Here is a 19,679-nt window from a genome sequence, read left to right on the forward strand (position 1 = left end):
TTTTGCCGTTCCAGTTCCAGATTAATAGCAGCCTTAACGATTGACCGCTAAGGCAACCTAAAAAATTAAACAATCTCTTAAGATACTGGGAGCGACAAATAACATGATCAATAAGCGCGCATTAGCCACCGCTGTGGCGGCCTCAACCCTGGCAATGACTGGATTCGCACAGGCAGAGGTCAAAGTTGGCTTCTTGGGCGGCTTTACCGGGGGAATCGAAAGTTTAACGCCACCGATTTTTGCCGGGGCGCAGCTAGCCGTAGAGCAGATCAATGAGCAGGGTGGCATTCTTGATGGCCAAACGCTGGTAATGCCGTCTGGTGATACCACCTGTTCCGATGCATCGGCTGCCTCTAACGCCGCCGACCGTATGGTGAACTCTGAAAATGTCACCGCGATTGTCGGTGCGCTGTGTACCGGTGCGACGATTGCCGCAGCTAACAACGCCGCCATTCCCGGTGGTGTGCTGATGGTATCACCCGCTTCTACTGCGCCTGCAGTGACAGAGCTCGACGACAACGATCTAGTCTTCCGTACGGTGCCGTCCGATGCCTTCCAGGGAGAAATGCTGGCTAAGCTGCTGCTGGAAAAAGGCATCGATGCGGTAGCGGTCACCTACGTCAACAACGATTATGGTCAAGGGCTTTCAGACGCCTTTAGCACCGCTTTTGAAGCGGGCGGTGGTGAGATTGCCGAAAACCTCGCCCATGAAGATAACCGCGCTGATTATCGCTCTGAGCTAGGCTCATTATCAGTCAGTGGCGTTGATACCCTCGTCGTATTGGCCTACGCCGACACCTCCGGTCAAACGGTGTTGCGTCAAGCCTATGAAAGCGGGATGTTTACCCAGTACGTAGGTGCTGACGGCATGGTCGGCGATAGCCTGATCGAGGCTATTGGCGCTGATATCTTGGACGGTATGATCGCCACGCGCCCCGGCAGCCCTGATCTGCCCGGCACCGATATCTTTATCGAAGCCGCCGAAGCCGCTGATTTAGACCCGAGTGCGGTATTTGCCGCCCAAGCCTACGACGCCGCTTTCCTGATTGCGTTGGCGATTGAGCAGAACGGCAACGCTGAGCGTGAAGGCCTTTCCGAAGCGCTGCGCAGTGTTTCCAGCGCCCCTGGCGAGGTCATTCTGCCCGGCGAGTGGGAAAAAGCGGTTGAGTTGATTGCCGCAGGCACCGATATCAACTACGAAGGCGCCTCTGGTTCGCATGAGTTTGATGAAAACGGCGACGTGCCTGGCGTGGTAGTAGAAATGGTTGTAGAAGACGGCACCTTTACCGGCAAAGGTCAGGTTGATCTTTAAACTTCACGCTAAGCTTTAAAACAAATGCCCGGCTGTTACCAGCCGGGCATTTTTTTTTGGGTCAGCAGGTGAGAGGATCAGCTGTGGCTTTTGATCTTCTCGGGTAGCAGCCCTTTGGGCGCGAAGCGCAGCACCATGGTGATCAGCAGGCCAATCACCAGTACCCGGGCCTGCAGGGCGCGGCTATCCATATTGCCGGGCGCATCCCAACCGAAAGCGCCTTCGCCAAAGGACACCGCTAACTGCATTAAGAACAGCGCCAGGGGCTCCGACATAATCCAGATGATATAGACCGCCACCGCGCCAAAAATGGTGCCCAGGTTATTGCCCGGCCCGCCAAGTATCACCATTACCAACACCAGGAAGGTATGGTTAAGCGGCAGGTAGCCTTGAGGGTCGAAGAGGCTGTTGAAAGTGCCCAGTATGCCGCCGCCTAAGCCCATCAGAATGCAGCCCAGCACGAAGATTTCCAGCCGCCGCTTATTGATATCCTTGCCCATGGCCGCAGCGGAAACTTCGTTATCGCGAATCGCCCGGATCATGCGTCCCCATGGGGCGTTGTAGGCGCGATTGAGCAGAAAGAAGATCACCGCAATGATCACCGCGGTAAAAGAAAGATAGATGGCCCGGGAGATCGTGAAGCCTAATTCGGCAGGCCCCGGTGTGGGCCAGGGGAGTGGGGAAACCGTGGCGGTGCCGCGGGTAAGCCAGTCAGAGTTTTTCAGAAACGCTTTGATGATTTCGGCAATGCCCAGCGTGGCAATGGCCAGATAGTCGCTGCGTAAACCCAGACAGATATGGCCAATAAAATAGCCAACGCCACCCGCCAAGGCGCCACCGACAATCCAGCCGATCCAAGGCGGTAAGCCAAGCCCACCGACAAAGCCTGCCTGGTTTTCAATCGCATCAGTGACTTCGCGCAGTTGGCTAATCACCACAAGGTAAAGCACGAGACCCAACACCACCGCGATAAACGTACGCAGGGGCTTGGGTACGCCCAGTCGATCCAGCTTGCTGGCGCCAACGATCAGCAGTATGGCGGCAGCGCCATACAGCAATACGCGGCCAAATTCTCCGGGTAGCGCCGTGCCCCAGAAAGCATCGTTGACCGGTACGCTGAAGAACATTGCACAGAAGCCACCCAGAGCGACAAAGCCCATGACCCCGGCGTTGAACTGTCCCGCGTAGCCCCATTGAATCGTTAACCCCAGCGCCAGAATGGCGTAGCAGGCGGCTTCCACCAGCATGCGCGTGCTGTAGGCGGCGCCCATAATGGCGTAAACCGCTAAAATAGCCACGAGCAGCACACCAAACAGAATTAGCTCGCGCAGCGGAAAGCGACGTCTAGGCGCGGCCTCTTGGGGGGTGTAGGCAGGGTTGCGCGTTTTTTCTGAGTTGCTCATTAGATCACCTTGCCCTTAAAGAGTCCGGTGGGACGCCACACCAGAATGGCTACCAGAATGAAAAACGGCACCACAATTTTATACTCGGTACCCACAAAGGCCAGGTTCGACGGTAGCTCCAGCCAAGTGGGCAAGCTGTCGCGGAAGGGGCGCAGCAGCACGTTCCAGTTAAACACCGCCAGGGTTTCGGCAAAGCCGACCACAAAGCCCCCCGCAATGGCGCCGTAAGGGTGGCCAACACCCCCCACAATGGCGGCGGCGAAAATAGGCAGCAGCAGGAAGAAGCTTAAATCGGGTTTAAAGGTGACATCCAGGGAGAGCAGCGTTCCGGCAATAGCGGCCAGCGCCCCGGCGATTATCCAGGTCACAGCCACAATGGTATTGGTATTAATACCCGATGCCTGGGCGAGTTCAGGGTTATCCGACATGGCGCGCATTGCCTTGCCTAACCGCGAACGGTTAAGGAAAAGGTGTAGTGCGACGACGGCAACGATGGTAATCACAAATAGATAAATCTGCGGCTCGGTAACCACAATCGGAGCCCGGGCACCCTCGAAGGGCAGGGCCAGGCGGAAGATCTCTTTGCGGTCATCGACATATAAACTCTGCCCGCCGGTGCCCGAAAAGAGCCGAATCAAGCCCTGCAGAATCAGCGTGACCCCCAGCGAGCCAATCACCAGCACAATCGGTTTGACCCCATGGGCACGTAGCGGTTTATAGAAGGTCTTGTCGATGCCCACGGCCAAGGCGGCGGTCAGCAGCATCGCCAGCGGCAGCATTAGCACGGCGGTGGGTACGCCCAGGCTGGCGCCAGCCGCCGGGAAGGCCGTGGTGAGCAGCAGCACCATAAAGGCGCCGAAGGTCATCATGTCGGCGTGGGCGAAGTGGGCAAAGCGCATAATGCTGAAAATCAGCGTTACCCCAATGGCTCCGATGGCATAAATGGAGCCGCTGACGCTGCCCGAAATCACCACATTATTGATGAAAAAAACCAGTTCGTTCACGTGTATCTCCCTGGGGCTAGCCGCCCAAAAAGCTTTTGGCGACATCGGGGTCGGCGAGCAGTGCGGCCCCAGTGTCGGTAAAGCGGTTTTGGCCAGCGGCCAGCACAAAGCCTTTATCGGCTATCGCGAGTGCCTGTTTGGCGTTCTGTTCCACCATCAAAATACCCACGCCAGCGGCGTTGATCTGTTTGACGCGGTCGAAAATCTCATTCATATACAGCGGCGACAGCCCCGCGGTGGGTTCGTCCAGCAACAGCAGGCTCGGCTCGGCCATCAAGGCGCGCCCCATGGCGACCATTTGGCGCTGTCCACCAGAAAGCTCACCGGCAGGCTGGCGGCGCTTTTCGTACAGCGGTGGGAAAAACTCATAGATCTGCGCGAGCATGCGCTTGACGTTTTGCGGCTTTAAAAAGGCGCCCATCTCCAGGTTTTCCTGCACCGAAAGGCTGGGGAAAACGTTCTTCTCCTGGGGTACGAAGCCCATGCCGCGCTGCACCAGCTGGTTAGGTGGCAGGTTTTGGATTGGCTGGCCGTTAAGCAGTATCTCGCCCTGATTAACATGCAGCAGGCCAAAGACGGCTTTCAGCATGGTGGATTTGCCCGCCCCGTTAGGACCGACGATAACCCCGACCTCATCGGCCTCCAGCGTCATGTTTACCCCGTTAAGGATATTCATGCCGCCATAGCCGCCGTGCACATCCCGTGCGTCGATTAATGGCCTGGTTGTTGATGACATAAGCAAAGTATTCCAGCAAGGTCGCTTAGCAGCGACGTCATTATATTAATTGGCTAATGGGAGAAACCGTCACGCTTAAGCGGCATCGGTACCGAAGTAGGCCTCAATGACCTCAGGATTATTCTGGATATCGTTGATATGCCCCTCCACCATTACGCTGCCTTGAGCCAGCACGATAACCGGGTCACAAAGGCGGGCAATCATCTCCATATCGTGCTCAATGACCAGGAAGGTGTAACCCATTTCGCGGTTGAGCCGCTCAATATTGCCGATCAAGTCGCCCAGCAGGGTGCGATTCACCCCGGCAGCGATCTCATCAAGGAGCACCACCTTGGCATTGGTCATCATGGTGCGCCCAAGCTCAAGCAGCTTCTTCTGCCCACCCGATAAGTTACCGGCCAGCTCGTTGCGCACGTGGTGTAGGCCAACGAAATCGATGACTTCCAGGGCACGGCGGCGCACCTCAGCTTCTTCCCGCTGCACCTTGCCAGGCTTTAGCCAGGCGCTGAAGAGGTCTTCACCGGCTTGTTTGGGCGGCACCATCATCAAATTTTCCAGCGCGCTCATCTGGCTGAACTCGTGGGCGATCTGAAAGGTGCGCAGTAAGCCGCGATGAAAGCGCTGGTCGGCGCTAAGCGAGGTAATGTCTTCACCATCGAGCAGGACGTGGCCACTGTCGGGGGTCAAGGCACCGGCAATGAGGTTAAACAGAGTAGATTTACCCGCGCCGTTGGGGCCAATCATGCCGGTAATGGAACCCTTCTCCACTTGAATGGAGCAGTCGTTAATTACCTGCAGGCCGCCGAACGCTTTGTTGACTCGCTGTACATCAATAAGAGGGTTCATGGTGTCTCCACGCGATACAGGCGGCTAAAAAGCCGCCTGCGCACTGTTATTAAGTTGTTTGTCGTGGTTTTTTTAGCCAACGCTGGCTGGTTGCAAAGGCCCCAATCATGAGCAGCGCACCGAGGGTGGGGATCAAATAGCCATCCACCTGAGGAATGGTGCGTAAAAACACAAAGGACACCGCAGCAGGCGCCACAAAGCGCACTAGAAAACGCCATAGCTTAAACCAGGTGACGCTGCTGCCCAGTTCTTTCATCACTTCACTCTGGGTTAGCGCCCAGCCGGCAAACAGGGCTATCAGCAGACCGCCCACCGGCATAAAGATATTGGTAAGTAGCTCGATAAACTCAAACGCACTGCGCCCAAACAGGCTATGGAATATCGTCCCCTCGGCCCAAATGTTGAAGCTAACCACGGTCAGCAAACCCATTGCCCAGGCGGCGATGACCATGATCGTGACCGCTTGTGGCCGGGTCATGTCAAAGCGCTCCACCAGGAAGGCGGCGACAGGTTCGATCAGCGAAATAGAGGAGCTGATAGCGGCGCCGAGCACCAGGATAAAGAACACCCCGCCGACCAAAGCGCCAAACGGCATCTCGGCAAACGCCAGCGGTAGGGTGACAAACATCAGCCCAGGGCCTTGTCCGGTTTCCAAACCAGCGCCAAATACCAAAGCAAAAATGGCCAAGCCAGCGACCATCGCCACGGCGGTATCGACAATAGCGACGGCAAAGGCGGTGCGGGTCAGCGACACATCGCTGGGCATATAGGCGCCGTAGGCCATAATTGCACCCATCCCCAAGCTAAGGGTGAAGAATGACTGCCCCATGGCCTGCAGCCATCCCTCAAGGCTGAGGTCGGCGATATTAAACGTGAACAGGAAGCTGGCGGCGGCGCCTATATCGCCATTCACCACGCCGTATGCCAGCACCACCAGCAGAATCACAAACAGCGCGGGCATCATAATGCGCAGGCCTGATTCGATGCCTTTATGAATTCCCATACCCACAATCAGCGCGGACGCGGCAATGAAAAGGGTGTGATAGAGCGTCATTAAGCCAGGAGCGGCCAGCAGCGCATCAAAGCCATCGCTAATGGTCTGCGCATCGGCTCCGACCAGTGAGCCGGTCAGCATCAGCCAAGTGTAGTGAATCGCCCAGCCGGCAATCACCGAATAGAAGCTTAAAATCAAAAACGCCGAGGCGGCGCCTAGCCAGCCGATGGTTTCCCAGGCCCGTGAGGTACCGTGGGTTTTGGTCAGGTGCCGCATGCCCATAATCGGGCTCTGGCGGCTATTGCGACCCAGCATGATCTCGGCAATCAGAATCGGGATGCCGACGGCGAAGATCGTCAGCGCGTAGACCAATATAAAGGCACCGCCACCGTTTTCACCGGTGAGGTAGGGGAAGCGCCACAGATTGCCTAGGCCGACGGCGGAGCCAACGGCGGCGAGAAGAAAGGTACCTTTATGCGTCCAGACGTTTTGACCGCTCATGGGTATAGAGTGTCCGTATTTGGGGGTCAGGATGGGGTGATATCCAAACACCTGTATGAATATAACGATGTCAGCGTGCCTTGGACGCGCTGAATTTAGCGTTACTGTGCGATAGAACGCGGCGCCTTTCCAGCGTATTAGCGTTTAGGCTGCGTTTAGGGCGCTATCTTGGCAAGGGGTTTACGCTGGGGGCTGATGTTAGCGCAAAAGGGAGAAGGCATAAAAAAACCCGCTTTCGCGGGTTTTTGGGTACTCACTGCTTGGAGCGGGTTACTTCTTGCTGTAACGCTTACGCTCGGTCTCTTTCAGCAGCTTTTTACGCAGGCGGATATGCACCGGCGTGACTTCGACTAGCTCGTCGGAGTCGAGGAACTCGATTGCCTGCTCCAGGGAGAACTTAACCGGCGGGGTCAGTACGATGTTCTCATCGTTACCGGTGGAGCGCATGTTGTCGAGCTTCTTGCCTTTAGTGGGGTTAACCACCATGTCGTTAGCGCGGTTGTTAATACCGATCAGCATGCCTTCGTAGACTTCCGTGGCGTGATCGATAATCAGCTTGCCGCGCTCTTGCAACGCATATAGCGCGTAGGCAAGGGCTTTACCGTCAACCATTGAAACCAGTACGCCGTTACGACGCTCAATAGAGGCTTCAGGCTTCAGCGGGCCGTAGTGATCAAAACGGCTGGTCAGGATGCCGGTGCCTGAGGTCAGGGTCAAAAACTGGCCACGGAAACCGATCAAGCCACGGGCAGGAATGATGAAGTCCAGGCGAACCCGCCCTTTACCGTCCGGCAGCATGTTGGTCATCTCGCCTTTACGGTAGCCCAGCTCTTCCATGATCGAGCCTTGGTGCTGCTCTTCACAGTCGATGATGACTTCTTCGTAGGGCTCCTGCTTCTCACCGTCGATCTCTTTGATGATAACTTCGGGGCGGCCTACGGCCAGCTCAAAGCCTTCACGACGCATGGTTTCGATCAGCACTGAGAGGTGCAGCTCGCCACGGCCAGAAACCTTGAACTTCTCAGGGGTTTCGCCCTGTTCAACGCGCAGTGCTACGTTGTGGATCAGCTCTTGATCAAGGCGATCCTTGATATTACGGCTGGTCACAAACTTGCCATCTTTACCGGCGAACGGTGAATCGTTGACCTGGAAGGTCATTGAAACGGTCGGCTCGTCGACGGACAGCGGCGGCAGCGCCTCGACCTTGGCCGGATCGCATAGCGTATCCGAAATCGACAGATCGTCGATGCCAGTAACACAGACGATATCGCCCGCGGTGGCTTCGTTGGTCTGCACGCGCTCAAGGCCCATATGGGTCATGACCTGGCCGATTTTACCCTTACGCACATTGCCATCAACGCCGATGATCGACACCTGCTGGTTCGGTTTCACCGCGCCACGCTTGATGCGACCCAGGCCGATAACGCCTACGTAGCTGTTGTAATCCAGTGCTGAGATCTGCATCTGGAAAGGGCCGTCAAGTTCAACCTTCGGCGGCTCAACGATATCGACGATGGCCTGGAACATGGGATCCATGTTGTCAGCGAGCTCTTCAGGATCCATACCGGCAATGCCGTTTAGGGCGGAGCAGTAGATGATCGGGAAATCGAGCTGTTCGTCAGACGCGCCCAGGTTGTCGAACAGATCAAAAATCTGGTCGATAACCCAATCAGGGCGTGCGCCCGGACGGTCAATTTTGTTGACCACCACGATCGGCCGCAGCCCTTGGGCGAATGCTTTTTGGGTCACAAAGCGGGTTTGCGGCATCGGACCATCAACGGCGTCTACTAGCAGTAGCACCGAATCGACCATTGACATGACGCGCTCAACTTCGCCGCCGAAATCGGCGTGCCCAGGCGTATCCACGATGTTGATGTGGTAGCCGTTACCTTGGCTGTCTTGCCATTGAATGGCCGTGTTCTTGGCCAAAATGGTAATGCCACGCTCTTTTTCCTGATCGTTTGAGTCCATGATGCGCTCTTGACCTTCTGCTTTACGGTCAAGGGTGCCGGACTGGCTCAGGAGTTTGTCGACCAGTGTGGTTTTACCATGGTCAACGTGGGCTATGATCGCGACGTTGCGCAGGTTATTAACCGCGCTGGAGTTTTGCTGGTTTTGCATGCTGAGAGAGAACTCTTGTGAACACCCGTTCGTCCACGGGTCGGAAAATGCGGGTCGCAAGGGCTGGCAATTTGCCGACCATATTGGCTCTGGGCTTGCGTCCAATAGCCATTCTACCATGCCAAAGGCTTCGCTGATATTACTGCCTCTCATATCAACCTTGGTCTAGGAATGTTTTCGCCATGAACCTCCATCCGCTAGACTAGCGCTTTTCCCACTGGGGCAGGAGCATGACCATCGGCAACCTGATGCGTTTGTTAAGCGATGGCGAGGTTCACTCTGGCGAGCAGCTGGGTGAAGCGCTGGGTATTTCTCGTGCGGCGGTGTGGAAGCAGTTAAAAAAACTGGAAGCGCTAGGCGTGGAGGTAGTCGCGGTGAAAGGCCGTGGCTATAAACTGTCGCAGCGCCTGGAGCCCTTGGAAGGCGCCAAAATCGTTGAGCAGCTGCCCGCTCCGGCGCGCCACCATCTTGCGCGCCTATTTGTTGAAGATCAGTTACCCTCCAGCAACGAGTATCTGCGCCAACGCTTTGAGCAGGGCGCCGGGCATGGCGAAGTGTGCCTTGCTGAGCTGCAGACGTCGGGGCGTGGGCGCCGGGGTCGTGTCTGGTCGACGCCCTGGGGGCAGAGCCTAATGCTCTCGCTGGGCTGGCGCTTCGAGTCGGGTATCGCGGTGCTGGAAGGCTTGAGCTTGGCGGTAGGCGTCGTCGTTGCCCAAGTGCTCGAGCAGCATGGCGTGGCGCCGAAGCTTAAGTGGCCTAACGATATCCTGCTCTCCGAGCAGGGTGATGACCCAGGCGACGAGTTAGGCAAGCTGGCGGGTATTCTTATTGAAGTGACCGGGGATGCGGCAGGCCCCTGCGAAGTCGTCATTGGTATGGGCATGAATCTGTGGCTGCCCGCCGCCCAGCGGGCAGCGATCGACCAGCCCGTGGCGGCGCTTTTTGAGCGGCTGCCGAATATCTCGCGCAATCAACTGGCCTCCGAGGTGTTGGCAGGCCTGCTGGCTATGCTGGCTAACTTTGAGCAGGACGGGTTTGGCGCCTGGCGGGATGCTTGGAATCAGCGCCACGCCTACGCAGGGTTGCCTATTCGGGTGATACAAGGGCAACAGACCAGCGATGCCGTCGCGGGGGAAGTGGATGAGAGTGGTAACCTATGGGTTACCGAAAATGGTCACTCGCGACGCCTAGCCGGCGGTGAGATTAGCGTACGCAGGCGTTTATGATTCTGGATCTTGATATCGGCAACACGCTGTCTAAATGGCGTCTCAAGGATGCTGAGAGCAGCGAGATACGTTCCCGTGGAGCGGTTTGGACTCGGGAGGAGTGGCGCCCGGGGGCCGATATTCCCGATCTTGATGTGGTCGAGGCGGTGCGTATATCCAGCGTCGCCAGGGCGGCAGTGCTCGAGGAGACGGTCGCTTTGTTGCGCCGAAGGGTGCGGCATGTACACGTAGCTCACTCTACCCAGGAGGCGCTGGGGGTGGTTAACGGCTACGAAGAGCCGGGACGTTTAGGCGTTGATCGTTGGATGGGGGCGCTGGCGGGCTATCAGTTGGCGGGCGGTTGCTGTGCAGTAGATTGCGGCAGCGCGATCACTATCGATTTTGTGCTGCCAGGCGGCCAGCACCTTGGTGGCTTTATTATCCCCGGTCTTCGCCTGATGAAAGAGAGTTTGAAGCTTGGCACCCGCAATGTGGCCATCGACCCTGAAAGTGAGGCCGATGAGCTGCTAGAGCCTGGTCGGCGCACCGTTGACGCGGTCAATCACGGTATCTACATGGCCGCTGTTAGCGCTATTAATCGCATCTATAGCGAAGTGTGCGACCAAGAGGGTGTGGCGCTGCCGATGCTATTAACAGGCGGGGATGCACGGGTTGTCTCAAGAGGCGTGCAGGTGCCTCACGCGGTGTGGCCGGATATGGTCTACGGCGGTCTGGAGGCGTGCTTTCCGATGACCTTCGCCGAACGTGCGGGCAAAATGTCGGGCGCGCCGCGGGTGCCAGAGCCTGTGGCGCTAGAAAAGATTCGCGCGGGTCTTGCATTCTCCATGCTGCTTTGACAGAATGCAGCGCGTTCGAAGGCGAGACATAAGCGTCTCGCGATGTTGAAAGTGCAGATGTTAAGAGTGTTGATAAGCTAAGCTTTTAATAGCTATAACGATTATCAGGCTTGACACATTTTTGAAGGCTGGCATAATATGCCGCCACGTTGGAGAGATTCCCGAGTGGCCAAAGGGAGCAGACTGTAAATCTGCCGCGAAAGCTTCGAAGGTTCGAATCCTTCTCTCTCCACCAGAATTAAGCTGCAGCGATTTAATCGATGCGGCTGAATGAAAAGCCGGTAGCGGGCATTGTCTACGATTTATAGCTTGGTATAAGGTAAAAGCTATGAGGCGGCGCGTAGCGGATTGTCATTCAAGACAGGTTCTGCGGGCGTAGTTCAACGGTAGAACCTCAGCCTTCCAAGCTGATGGTGCGGGTTCGATTCCCGCCGCCCGCTCCAGTTGATGTGTTTGGCTCATGTAGCTCAGGGGTAGAGCACACCCTTGGTAAGGGTGAGGTCGACGGTTCAATTCCGTCCATGAGCTCCATATTGCAGATAAAGCGAGCGAAGCTCGCTTTTTTTGTCTCTGCGTTTAGGTGGGGTTTAGCATGCCTAAGCGTAAAGGAGGGGTTGTCAGGAGTGGTTTTCTCCGCTACCATGGCGCCCGCTGTTGTATAGGCGATTTAAAAGACGCTTATCGATAGATGTAGATAGTTGTTGTAAAAATCAGTACGACGATACAGGCCAGTAGCTCAATTGGCAGAGCAGCGGTCTCCAAAACCGCAGGTTGGGGGTTCGATTCCCTCCTGGCCTGCCAACCTTCCCCAGGTTGGTATGTCTTTTTCCAAAATTCTTTTATCGTTCGCCGCACCCTGAGGAGTCTCGTTTTTATGAAGCCTGGTTCTGTAAAACATGGCGCCGAGGTGCAACAGACGCGCCATGACGGGCTCAAGTGGGCGGCGGTCGTAGCGCTGCTTATCATTGCTGTTGTTGGTAATACCTATTTCGCCGATACTGGCCTGCTCTACCGCGTGCTTGGCGTAGTGGTGTTGTGTGTGATTGCGGGTTTGATCGCGCTAACCACTACCAAGGGTCGTGATTTAGTAGAGCTTGCCAGAAGCGCCAAGAAAGAGATTCAGCGCGTTGTATGGCCGACCCGTGCCGAAACCATTCAGACCACGGCCATTGTGCTAGTGGCCGTTTTGGTGGTGGGGCTAATGCTGTGGTTGATCGACACTCTTCTTGGCTGGGCGATGTCCGGCGTCATTGGTTAGGAGCTTTCATGTCCAAACGTTGGTACGTCGTTCACGCTTATTCCGGCTTTGAAAAGCATGTCATGCGCTCACTGGTTGAGCGTGTGAAAATGTATGGTATGGAAGATCGCTTTGGCGAAATTCTGGTGCCGACCGAAGAAGTCGTCGAAATGCGTGACGGCAAGCGGCGCAAGAGCGAGCGCAAATTCTATCCTGGCTACGTATTGGTCGAGATGGAAATGGCCGATGAGACATGGCACCTCGTCAACGAGACGCCGCGTGTTATGGGCTTTATCGGTGGAACAAAAGAGAAGCCAGCGCCAATCACTTCGCGCGAAGCGGATGCGATTTTGCTACGCGTTAAAGATGGCACTGATAAGCCGCGGCCCAAAACGATGTTTGAGCCGGGGCAGTCAGTGCGTGTTGTTGACGGGCCGTTTGCCGATTTCAACGGTGTTGTCGAAGAAGTCAATTATGAAAAGAGTCGTCTGCATGTCAGCGTGCTGATCTTCGGGCGCTCTACACCTGTTGAGTTAGAGTTCTCTCAGGTTGAGAAAGAGTAAGTTTTGATTCGCGTGAGACGACTCAATAGTCGTCTTGCTGGTACCGGGGAGCCTTCGGGCGCTATTACCCAATTGGAGCATAAACGATGGCCAAGAAAGTACAGGCTTATATCAAACTGCAGGTTGCTGCAGGTAAAGCCAATCCAAGTCCGCCGGTAGGCCCAGCACTGGGTCAGCACGGCGTGAATATCATGGAATTCTGTAAGGCGTTCAACGCAGCGACTCAAGAAATTGAGCCGGGCCTGCCGACGCCAGTCGTGATCACTGTCTACTCTGACCGTAGCTTCACGTTCGTCACCAAGACGCCGCCTGCTGCCGTGCTGCTGAAAAAAGCGGCTGGCATCAAGTCCGGTTCTGGTGAGCCGAACAAGAAGAAGGTCGGCACCGTGACGCGTGAACAGCTTGAAGAGATCGCCAAAACCAAAGAGCCTGATTTGACGGCTGCGAATCTCGATGCCGCTGTACGCACCATTGCTGGCAGCGCTCGCAGCATGGGCCTAAACGTGGAGGGTCTTTGATCATGGCTAAACTGTCTAAGCGTGCGAAAATCATTCGCGAAAAAGTAGACACCACCAAGGCCTACTCTATTGAAGAAGCGGTAGCGCTGCTCTCTGAGCTGTCTACGGTTAAATTCAAAGAGTCTGTTGATGTCGCCATCAACCTGGGCGTTGATCCGCGTAAATCCGATCAGGTTGTGCGTGGCGCTACCGTTATGCCTAACGGTACCGGTAAAGACGTGCGCGTTGCGGTCTTCACCCAGGGTGCCAATGCCGATGCCGCTAAAGAAGCTGGCGCCGACATCGTAGGTATGGACGATTTGGCTGAGCAAGTGAAAAAAGGCGTGATGGATTTTGACGTCGTTATCGCTTCGCCAGACGCCATGCGCGTTGTAGGTCAACTGGGTCAGATCCTAGGTCCGCGTGGCCTGATGCCTAACCCGAAAGTTGGCACCGTAACGCCTGATGTGGCGACAGCGGTCAAAAATGCTAAAGCCGGTCAGGTGCGTTTCCGTACCGACAAAAACGGCATCATCCACACTACCCTGGGTAAAGTGGATTTTGACGTGGCAGCTATTAACGGCAACCTGGAAGCACTGGTTGCAGACCTTAAGCGCCTCAAGCCGAGCGCGTCTAAAGGCATTTACTTCAAAAAAATGACTCTGTCCACTACCATGGGCCCGGGTTTAACAATTGATCACTCTGCTTTTGCGTAAGCAGGTAATCGTTGGTTTTTTTGTAGGAACCGAGCAAGAACTTTGCGGTCCCCCGTTTGGTTATTAACACTGGCCGGGGCATCGTCAAAGACCGCAGGTGCCGCGCTTAGTAAGTACGCTTTATGTGCTTACGAGGGCGGCTTAATTGCCCCATAAGCGCCTGCGCAGATGGTGTGGCCGCCAGTTGGTTAAGCTTAAGACGGCTTTCTGGTGAGCACCATCCCCAAGGCTTCCTGCTTTGCAGCTTTTTTAGGGCGAAGCGGGAAGAGATGGTAACCACCGGAACCTTTCTGGGTTCCGGCACGAAGGAGTGATCACTGTGCCACTAGCACTTGAAGGCAAGAAAGCGATTGTTGCCGAGGTCAGTGAAGCGGCCAAGGGCGCACTCTCCGTCGTAGTTGCTGATTCTCGCGGCGTTACGGTTGGTAAAATGACCGATCTGCGCAAGCAGGCGCGTGAGAATGGTGTAGAGCTGCGTGTTGTACGTAATACGCTGGCTCGCCGCGCTCTCGAGGGCACTCAGTGGGAGTGCCTGAACGATAGCTTTGTTGGTCCTACGTTGTTGGCCTTCTCTACTGACCATCCGGGCGCTGCCGCTCGTTTGTTCAAAGAGTTTGCTAAAACGAACAAGGACTTCGAAGTAAAAGCGTTGGCCTACGAAGGTGAGCTGATTCCGGCTGCTGACATCGACCGTCTGGCAACCCTACCGACTCACGACGAAGCAATTGCCAAGTTGATGTCGGTAATGAAAGAAGCCTCCGCTGGCAAGCTGGTTCGTACTCTGGCCGCTCTGCGCGACCAGAAGCAAGAAGCAGAAGCTGCTTAAGCAGCGTTTCTTGCAGGCGGCGTGAACGATCTCATCGATACGCTGCCTGAACCGAGCAATGAATCCTGAGTCCTCGGCTGACCGAGACTCCCGCAAAGTTAGGAATGAAACAATGGCACTGTCTAAAGACGATATCATCAATGCTGTAGCCGACATGACCGTAATGGAAGTTGTCGAGCTGATCGAAGCAATGGAAGAGAAGTTCGGCGTTTCTGCAGCGGCTGCCGTAATGGCTGGCCCGGCTGCTGGCGGCGAAGTAGCTGAAGAACAGACTGAATTTGACGTCGTTCTGACCGCTGCTGGCGACAAGAAAGTTAACGTGATCAAAGCGGTTCGTGAGATCACTGGCCTTGGCTTGAAAGAAGCTAAAGGTGCTGTTGACGGCGCTCCGGCGACCATCAAAGAAGGTCTGTCTAAAGACGACGCTGAAGCAGCTAAAGCTAAGCTGGAAGAAGCGGGCGCAACCGTCGAGCTCAAGTAATTCTTGTGCGGACGGCTTTACGCGCTGCGTAAGCTTCCACGGCTGGCGGCGGGATATCCCGCTGCCGGCCTTTTTCTGTTGTAACTGATGTTTGCAAACAGTAATGCTGTTGGCAAATGACAGAAGCGGCAGAAAAGTAAAAGCGTAATTGAATATAGTGTTATCGACTACAGTGTTATCGAACTAGATTTTCGACGGCGAGCTACCGATTTAGGAGCTTGCTGTCTGCGTCTGACGAAGCCCGCCGGGCAGCGATGACCACGCATCGGTCACCCATGGTGAACAAGCTGGGGAATACAGATGGCTTACTCATATACTGAGAAAAAACGCATCCGCAAGGATTTCGGCAAACTGCCCCAAGTGATGGATGTGCCTTACTTGCTGGCGATCCAGCTTGATTCCTATTACGACTTCCTCCAGCAAGATCGTTCGCCCGACGAGCGTCACGAGGTCGGTCTGCACGCGGCATTCAAGTCCGTGTTTCCGATTGAGAGCTTCTCCGGCAATGCAGCGCTTGAGTATGTCAGCTACCGCTTCGGTACGCCGGCGTTCGATGTTAAGGAGTGCCAGCTGCGCGGCGTGACTTACTCCGCCCCGCTGCGCGTCAAGGTTCGCTTGATCATCTATGATCGCGACTCTTCGAACAAAGCAATTAAAGATATCAAAGAGCAAGAAGTCTACATGGGGGAAATCCCCCTGATGACTGAGAACGGTACCTTTGTGATTAACGGTACTGAGCGGGTTATCGTTTCCCAGCTCCACCGCTCGCCCGGTGTGTTCTTCGATCACGACAAAGGTAAGAGTCACTCTTCCGGCAAGCTGCTCTACTCAGCCCGTGTGATTCCTTACCGTGGTTCCTGGTTGGACTTCGAGTTTGACCCCAAAGACAACGTCTTTGTACGTATTGACCGTCGCCGCAAACTGCCGGCCTCGGTACTGATGCGTGCGTTGGGCATGAACACCGAAGAGATCCTCGCCGAGTTCTTTGAAACCAGCGTCTTCCACATTGAGAAATCCGGTTTCTCTGTGGAGCTGGTTCCGTCGCGGCTGCGTGGCGAGACAGCTACTTTCGACATCAAGGATGGCGAAGGTAATGTGATCGTTGAAGAGGGTCGTCGGATTACCCAGAAGCACATTCGTCAGCTTGAAAAAGCTGGCCTTGAGCGTCTGGACGTGCCGATGGAGTACCTGTTCGGTAAAACGCTGGCAAAAGATCAAATCGACTCCAAGACTGGCGAGCTGATCTGCCCGTGTAATACCGAGATCACGCCGGAAGTGCTCGAGCGTATGGCTCAGGGTGGCATTGCGCTGATCGAAACCCTTTACACCAACGACCTTGATTGCGGTTCTTTCATCTCCGACACTCTGAAACTGGATGCCACTAATTCAGCTCTGGAAGCGTTGGTCGAAATTTACCGCATGATGCGCCCAGGCGAGCCGCCGACCAAAGAGTCTGCCGAGACGCTGTTCAACAACCTGTTCTTCAGCGAAGATCGCTACGACCTGTCGGGCGTTGGCCGCATGAAGTTCAACCGCCGCCTGCGCCGTGATACCGATACCGGCTCCGGCGTGCTGGATCGCAAAGACATCCTCGATGTGCTGCGCGAGCTGATCAGTATCCGTAACGGCTTCGGTGACGTCGACGATATCGATCACCTGGGTAACCGCCGTATTCGCTGCGTTGGCGAAATGGCCGAGAACCAGTTCCGCGTTGGCCTGGTGCGTGTAGAGCGTGCCGTCAAAGAGCGTCTTTCCATGGCAGAAAGCGAAGGCCTGATGCCGCAAGACTTGATCAACGCCAAGCCCGTTGCGGCAGCGGTGAAAGAGTTCTTCGGTTCCAGCCAGCTTTCGCAGTTTATGGACCAGAATAACCCGCTCTCAGAAGTTACCCACAAGCGTCGTGTGTCTGCACTCGGCCCCGGTGGTTTGACCCGTGAGCGTGCTGGCTTCGAAGTACGTGACGTTCACGCCACGCACTACGGGCGTCTATGCCCGATCGAAACGCCAGAAGGGCCGAACATTGGTCTGATTAACTCGCTGGCAACTTACAGCCACACTAACAGCTACGGTTTCCTTGAAACGCCGTACCGTAAAGTGGTTGATCGTCAGTTGACCGACGACATCGTTCACCTCTCGGCGATCGAAGAGGGCGATTTCGTTATCGCCCAGGCATCGGCAGCGGTAGATGAGTCCAACAAGCTAAGTGATGACCTGGTTCAGGTTCGCCACCGCGGTGAAACGACCTTTATGCGTCCTGAGCAAGTGACGCTAATGGACGTATCGCCACGTCAGGTTGTCTCCGTCGCGGCGGCATTGATTCCGTTCCTGGAGCACGATGACGCCAACCGCGCCTTGATGGGTTCTAACATGCAGCGTCAGGCGGTACCGACCCTGCGTGCTGATAAGCCGCTGGTAGGTACGGGCATGGAGCGTTTTGTTGCCCGTGACTCCGGCGTCTGTGCGGTGGCCAATCGCGGCGGCGTTATTGATTCCGTTGATGCGCGTCGTGTCGTGGTACGGGTTAATGAAGATGAAATTATCGGCGGTGAAGCCGGTGTTGACATCTACAACCTGACCAAGTACACCCGCTCGAACCAGAACACCTGTATGAACCAGCGCCCCATCGTGCGGCCTGGTGACAACGTGGCGCGTGGCGATATTCTCGCTGACGGCCCTTCTGTCGACATGGGTGACCTGGCCCTTGGCCAGAACATGCGCATCGCCTTTATGCCCTGGAACGGTTACAACTTCGAGGACTCGATCCTGCTTTCCGAGCGGGTCGTTCAAGAAGACCGTTTCACGACGATCCACATTCAGGAACTAACCTGTGTGTCTCGCGACACCAAGTTGGGCTCGGAAGAGATTACCTCCGATATCCCGAACGTGGGTGAGTCTGCGCTCTCCAAGCTGGATGAAGCGGGCGTTGTCTACATCGGTGCCGAAGTTGGCCCCGGCGATATTCTGGTCGGTAAGGTGACGCCGAAGGGTGAAACCCAGCTGACGCCTGAAGAGAAGCTGCTACGTGCTATCTTTGGCGAGAAAGCGTCTGACGTAAAAGATACCTCGCTGCGTGCCCCCACCGGCATGATAGGTACGGTCATCGACGTTCAGGTGTTTACTCGCGACGGCGTTGAGAAAGACTCCCGCGCCCTGTCGATCGAGCGCACTCAGCTTGACGAAGTTCGTAAGGATCTCCAAGAGACTTACCGTATCGCCGAAGACGCTACCTTTGAGCGTCTAAAGCGTACCCTTGACGGCCAAGCTGTTAACGGCGGCCCGAACCTCAAGAAAGGCGACGTACTCGACGAGGCGTACCTGGAAGAATTGCCGCGTCAGCAGTGGTTCAAGCTGCGTATGCAGGACGAGTCCTACAACGAGCTGCTGGCCCAGGCCGACGAGCAGCTGGAAACCCGTCGTAAAGAGATGGACGAACGTTTTGAAGATAAGAAGCGCAAGCTGACCCAAGGCGATGATCTCGCACCGGGCGTGCTGAAAATCGTCAAGGTCTACATGGCCGTTAAGCGTCGCATCCAGCCGGGTGACAAGATGGCCGGTCGTCACGGTAACAAGGGTGTTATCTCGGCGATTATGCCAATTGAAGATATGCCGTTTGACGAGAAGGGCGAGCCAGTTGACGTGGTGCTTAACCCGCTGGGCGTACCATCGCGTATGAACGTCGGTCAGATTCTTGAAACCCACTTGGGTATGGCGGCGCGCGGCTTGGGTGTCAAGATCGAAGCCATGTTGCGCGATGCACGCGGACAGCAAGTGGCCGAGATTCGTGACTTCCTGGGGCAGATCTACAATACGCAAGGTACGCGTGTTGAAGACCTCGATTCCCTGACCGACGATGAGATCATCGCCTTGGCGAAGAATCTCAAAGGGGGTGTGCCGATGGCCACGCCGGTGTTTGACGGTGCCAAAGAGCACGAAATCAAGCACCTGCTGAAGCTTGCGGACATTCCTGAGTCGGGTCAGATGGCCCTATTCGATGGCCGTACCGGTGACGCCTTTGATCGTCCGGTTACCGTCGGCTACATGTACATGTTGAAGCTTAACCACTTGGTAGACGACAAGATGCACGCACGTTCTACCGGTTCTTACTCGCTGGTTACCCAGCAGCCCTTGGGTGGTAAGGCACAATTCGGTGGTCAGCGCTTCGGTGAGATGGAAGTGTGGGCGTTGGAAGCTTACGGCGCCGCTTATACGCTTCAAGAGATGCTCACCGTCAAGTCGGACGACGTCGAAGGCCGCACCAAGATGTATAAAAACATCGTGGATGGCGACCACACCATGCAGGCAGGCATGCCGGAATCCTTCAACGTACTCGTGAAGGAAATCCGCTCGCTGGGCATCGATATCGAGTTAGAGAGCTAGGAG

Annotated in this window: 16 protein-coding genes and 4 tRNA genes; 14 read left to right on the plus strand and 6 right to left on the minus strand. The window is 55.7% G+C overall.

All coding sequences use genetic code 11. The annotated features are described in order from the left end of the window. Nucleotides 1-103 precede the first annotated feature (103 nt). Nucleotides 104-1,312 (plus strand): ABC transporter substrate-binding protein, encoded by a 1,209-nt coding sequence (locus tag QHL1GM_RS13725; RefSeq protein ID WP_071694986.1) that lies wholly within the window; start codon nucleotides 104-106, stop codon nucleotides 1,310-1,312. 77 nt (nucleotides 1,313-1,389) lie between these two features. On the opposite strand, the gene QHL1GM_RS13730 is transcribed toward QHL1GM_RS13725, so the two are convergent. The 6 genes from QHL1GM_RS13730 to typA all read right to left on the minus strand — a co-directional run bounded on the left by QHL1GM_RS13730 (nucleotide 1,390) and on the right by typA (nucleotide 8,917). Next, the gene (locus tag QHL1GM_RS13730; RefSeq protein ID WP_071694987.1) at nucleotides 1,390-2,715 is read right to left on the minus strand and encodes a branched-chain amino acid ABC transporter permease; all 1,326 of its coding nucleotides are present in this window, start codon (nucleotides 2,713-2,715) and stop codon (nucleotides 1,390-1,392) included. Next, on the minus strand, nucleotides 2,715-3,719 hold the full coding sequence (locus QHL1GM_RS13735; protein ID WP_071694988.1) for a branched-chain amino acid ABC transporter permease: 1,005 nt from the start codon (nucleotides 3,717-3,719) through the stop codon (nucleotides 2,715-2,717). Before QHL1GM_RS13735 ends, QHL1GM_RS13730 begins: the two co-directional genes overlap by 1 nt. A 16-nt stretch (nucleotides 3,720-3,735) precedes the next feature. Beyond that, a complete protein-coding gene (locus QHL1GM_RS13740) occupies nucleotides 3,736-4,455 on the minus strand; it encodes an ABC transporter ATP-binding protein (RefSeq protein WP_022520879.1) in 720 nt (239 codons plus the stop codon). Nucleotides 4,456-4,530: 75 nt separating this feature from the next. Next, nucleotides 4,531-5,301 carry an ABC transporter ATP-binding protein gene (locus QHL1GM_RS13745; RefSeq protein WP_071694989.1) on the minus strand — a complete coding sequence of 257 codons (771 nt, stop codon included), beginning with the start codon at nucleotides 5,299-5,301 and terminating at the stop codon, nucleotides 4,531-4,533. 49 nt (nucleotides 5,302-5,350) lie between these two features. Then, a complete protein-coding gene (locus tag QHL1GM_RS13750) occupies nucleotides 5,351-6,796 on the minus strand; it encodes a sodium-dependent transporter (RefSeq protein ID WP_071694990.1) in 1,446 nt (481 codons plus the stop codon). A gap of 270 nt (nucleotides 6,797-7,066) precedes the next feature. After that, on the minus strand, nucleotides 7,067-8,917 hold the full coding sequence (gene typA, locus QHL1GM_RS13755) for a translational GTPase TypA (RefSeq protein WP_071694991.1): 1,851 nt from the start codon (nucleotides 8,915-8,917) through the stop codon (nucleotides 7,067-7,069). 230 nt (nucleotides 8,918-9,147) lie between these two features. Here typA and QHL1GM_RS13760 point away from each other — a divergent pair, with 230 nt between their 5' ends. From QHL1GM_RS13760 to rpoB, 13 genes are all read left to right on the plus strand, one after another. Further along, nucleotides 9,148-10,143: a biotin--[acetyl-CoA-carboxylase] ligase gene (locus QHL1GM_RS13760; RefSeq protein ID WP_071694992.1), complete on the plus strand. Its 996-nt coding sequence runs from the start codon at nucleotides 9,148-9,150 to the stop codon at nucleotides 10,141-10,143. Next, nucleotides 10,140-10,979 (plus strand): type III pantothenate kinase, encoded by an 840-nt coding sequence (locus QHL1GM_RS13765; protein ID WP_071694993.1) that lies wholly within the window; start codon nucleotides 10,140-10,142, stop codon nucleotides 10,977-10,979. The genes QHL1GM_RS13760 and QHL1GM_RS13765 overlap by 4 nt, the downstream gene beginning before the upstream one ends. Nucleotides 10,980-11,130: 151 nt before the next feature. Beyond that, nucleotides 11,131-11,214 (plus strand) — tRNA-Tyr (locus tag QHL1GM_RS13770). 134 nt (nucleotides 11,215-11,348) lie between these two features. Next, nucleotides 11,349-11,422 (plus strand) — tRNA-Gly (locus tag QHL1GM_RS13775). Nucleotides 11,423-11,435: 13 nt separating this feature from the next. Further along, a tRNA-Thr gene (locus QHL1GM_RS13780) sits at nucleotides 11,436-11,510 on the plus strand. A 194-nt stretch (nucleotides 11,511-11,704) separates the two neighbouring features. Continuing rightward, a tRNA-Trp gene (locus QHL1GM_RS13785) sits at nucleotides 11,705-11,780 on the plus strand. Between the two features lie 73 nt (nucleotides 11,781-11,853). Next, nucleotides 11,854-12,237, plus strand: coding sequence for a preprotein translocase subunit SecE (secE, locus tag QHL1GM_RS13790; protein WP_071694994.1), 384 nt, complete (start codon nucleotides 11,854-11,856; stop codon nucleotides 12,235-12,237). A gap of 8 nt (nucleotides 12,238-12,245) precedes the next feature. Then, nucleotides 12,246-12,779 carry a transcription termination/antitermination protein NusG gene (nusG, locus tag QHL1GM_RS13795; protein ID WP_071694995.1) on the plus strand — a complete coding sequence of 178 codons (534 nt, stop codon included), beginning with the start codon at nucleotides 12,246-12,248 and terminating at the stop codon, nucleotides 12,777-12,779. 86 nt (nucleotides 12,780-12,865) lie between these two features. Beyond that, nucleotides 12,866-13,297: a 50S ribosomal protein L11 gene (rplK, locus tag QHL1GM_RS13800; RefSeq protein WP_007112017.1), complete on the plus strand. Its 432-nt coding sequence runs from the start codon at nucleotides 12,866-12,868 to the stop codon at nucleotides 13,295-13,297. A gap of 2 nt (nucleotides 13,298-13,299) precedes the next feature. Then, complete coding sequence (gene rplA / locus QHL1GM_RS13805) at nucleotides 13,300-13,992, plus strand: 50S ribosomal protein L1 (protein ID WP_071694996.1); 693 nt, start codon at nucleotides 13,300-13,302, stop codon at nucleotides 13,990-13,992. Between the two features lie 319 nt (nucleotides 13,993-14,311). Next, the gene (gene rplJ / locus QHL1GM_RS13810; protein WP_071694997.1) at nucleotides 14,312-14,818 is read left to right on the plus strand and encodes a 50S ribosomal protein L10; all 507 of its coding nucleotides are present in this window, start codon (nucleotides 14,312-14,314) and stop codon (nucleotides 14,816-14,818) included. Nucleotides 14,819-14,930: 112 nt separating this feature from the next. Beyond that, nucleotides 14,931-15,299 carry a 50S ribosomal protein L7/L12 gene (rplL, locus tag QHL1GM_RS13815; RefSeq protein ID WP_022520870.1) on the plus strand — a complete coding sequence of 123 codons (369 nt, stop codon included), beginning with the start codon at nucleotides 14,931-14,933 and terminating at the stop codon, nucleotides 15,297-15,299. 300 nt (nucleotides 15,300-15,599) lie between these two features. After that, nucleotides 15,600-19,676, plus strand: a complete 4,077-nt coding sequence (gene rpoB, locus QHL1GM_RS13820) for a DNA-directed RNA polymerase subunit beta (protein ID WP_071694998.1) — start codon at nucleotides 15,600-15,602, stop codon at nucleotides 19,674-19,676. The last annotated feature ends 3 nt before the right edge of the window (nucleotides 19,677-19,679 follow it).

It is taken from the genome of Halomonas sp. QHL1, assembly GCF_001882345.1.
GTDB lineage: Bacteria > Pseudomonadota > Gammaproteobacteria > Pseudomonadales > Halomonadaceae > Vreelandella.

Coding starts and splice junctions, on each gene's coding strand:
- QHL1GM_RS13725 (WP_071694986.1), top strand. CDS start 104: ATGATCAATAAGCGCGCATTAGCCACCGCTGTGGCGGCCTCAACCCTG.
- QHL1GM_RS13730 (WP_071694987.1), bottom strand. CDS start 2,715: ATGAGCAACTCAGAAAAAACGCGCAACCCTGCCTACACCCCCCAAGAG.
- QHL1GM_RS13740 (WP_022520879.1), bottom strand. CDS start 4,455: ATGTCATCAACAACCAGGCCATTAATCGACGCACGGGATGTGCACGGC.
- QHL1GM_RS13745 (WP_071694989.1), bottom strand. CDS start 5,301: ATGAACCCTCTTATTGATGTACAGCGAGTCAACAAAGCGTTCGGCGGC.
- QHL1GM_RS13750 (WP_071694990.1), bottom strand. CDS start 6,796: ATGAGCGGTCAAAACGTCTGGACGCATAAAGGTACCTTTCTTCTCGCC.
- typA (WP_071694991.1), bottom strand. CDS start 8,917: ATGCAAAACCAGCAAAACTCCAGCGCGGTTAATAACCTGCGCAACGTC.
- QHL1GM_RS13760 (WP_071694992.1), top strand. CDS start 9,148: ATGACCATCGGCAACCTGATGCGTTTGTTAAGCGATGGCGAGGTTCAC.
- QHL1GM_RS13765 (WP_071694993.1), top strand. CDS start 10,140: ATGATTCTGGATCTTGATATCGGCAACACGCTGTCTAAATGGCGTCTC.
- secE (WP_071694994.1), top strand. CDS start 11,854: ATGAAGCCTGGTTCTGTAAAACATGGCGCCGAGGTGCAACAGACGCGC.
- nusG (WP_071694995.1), top strand. CDS start 12,246: ATGTCCAAACGTTGGTACGTCGTTCACGCTTATTCCGGCTTTGAAAAG.
- rplK (WP_007112017.1), top strand. CDS start 12,866: ATGGCCAAGAAAGTACAGGCTTATATCAAACTGCAGGTTGCTGCAGGT.
- rplA (WP_071694996.1), top strand. CDS start 13,300: ATGGCTAAACTGTCTAAGCGTGCGAAAATCATTCGCGAAAAAGTAGAC.
- rplL (WP_022520870.1), top strand. CDS start 14,931: ATGGCACTGTCTAAAGACGATATCATCAATGCTGTAGCCGACATGACC.
- rpoB (WP_071694998.1), top strand. CDS start 15,600: ATGGCTTACTCATATACTGAGAAAAAACGCATCCGCAAGGATTTCGGC.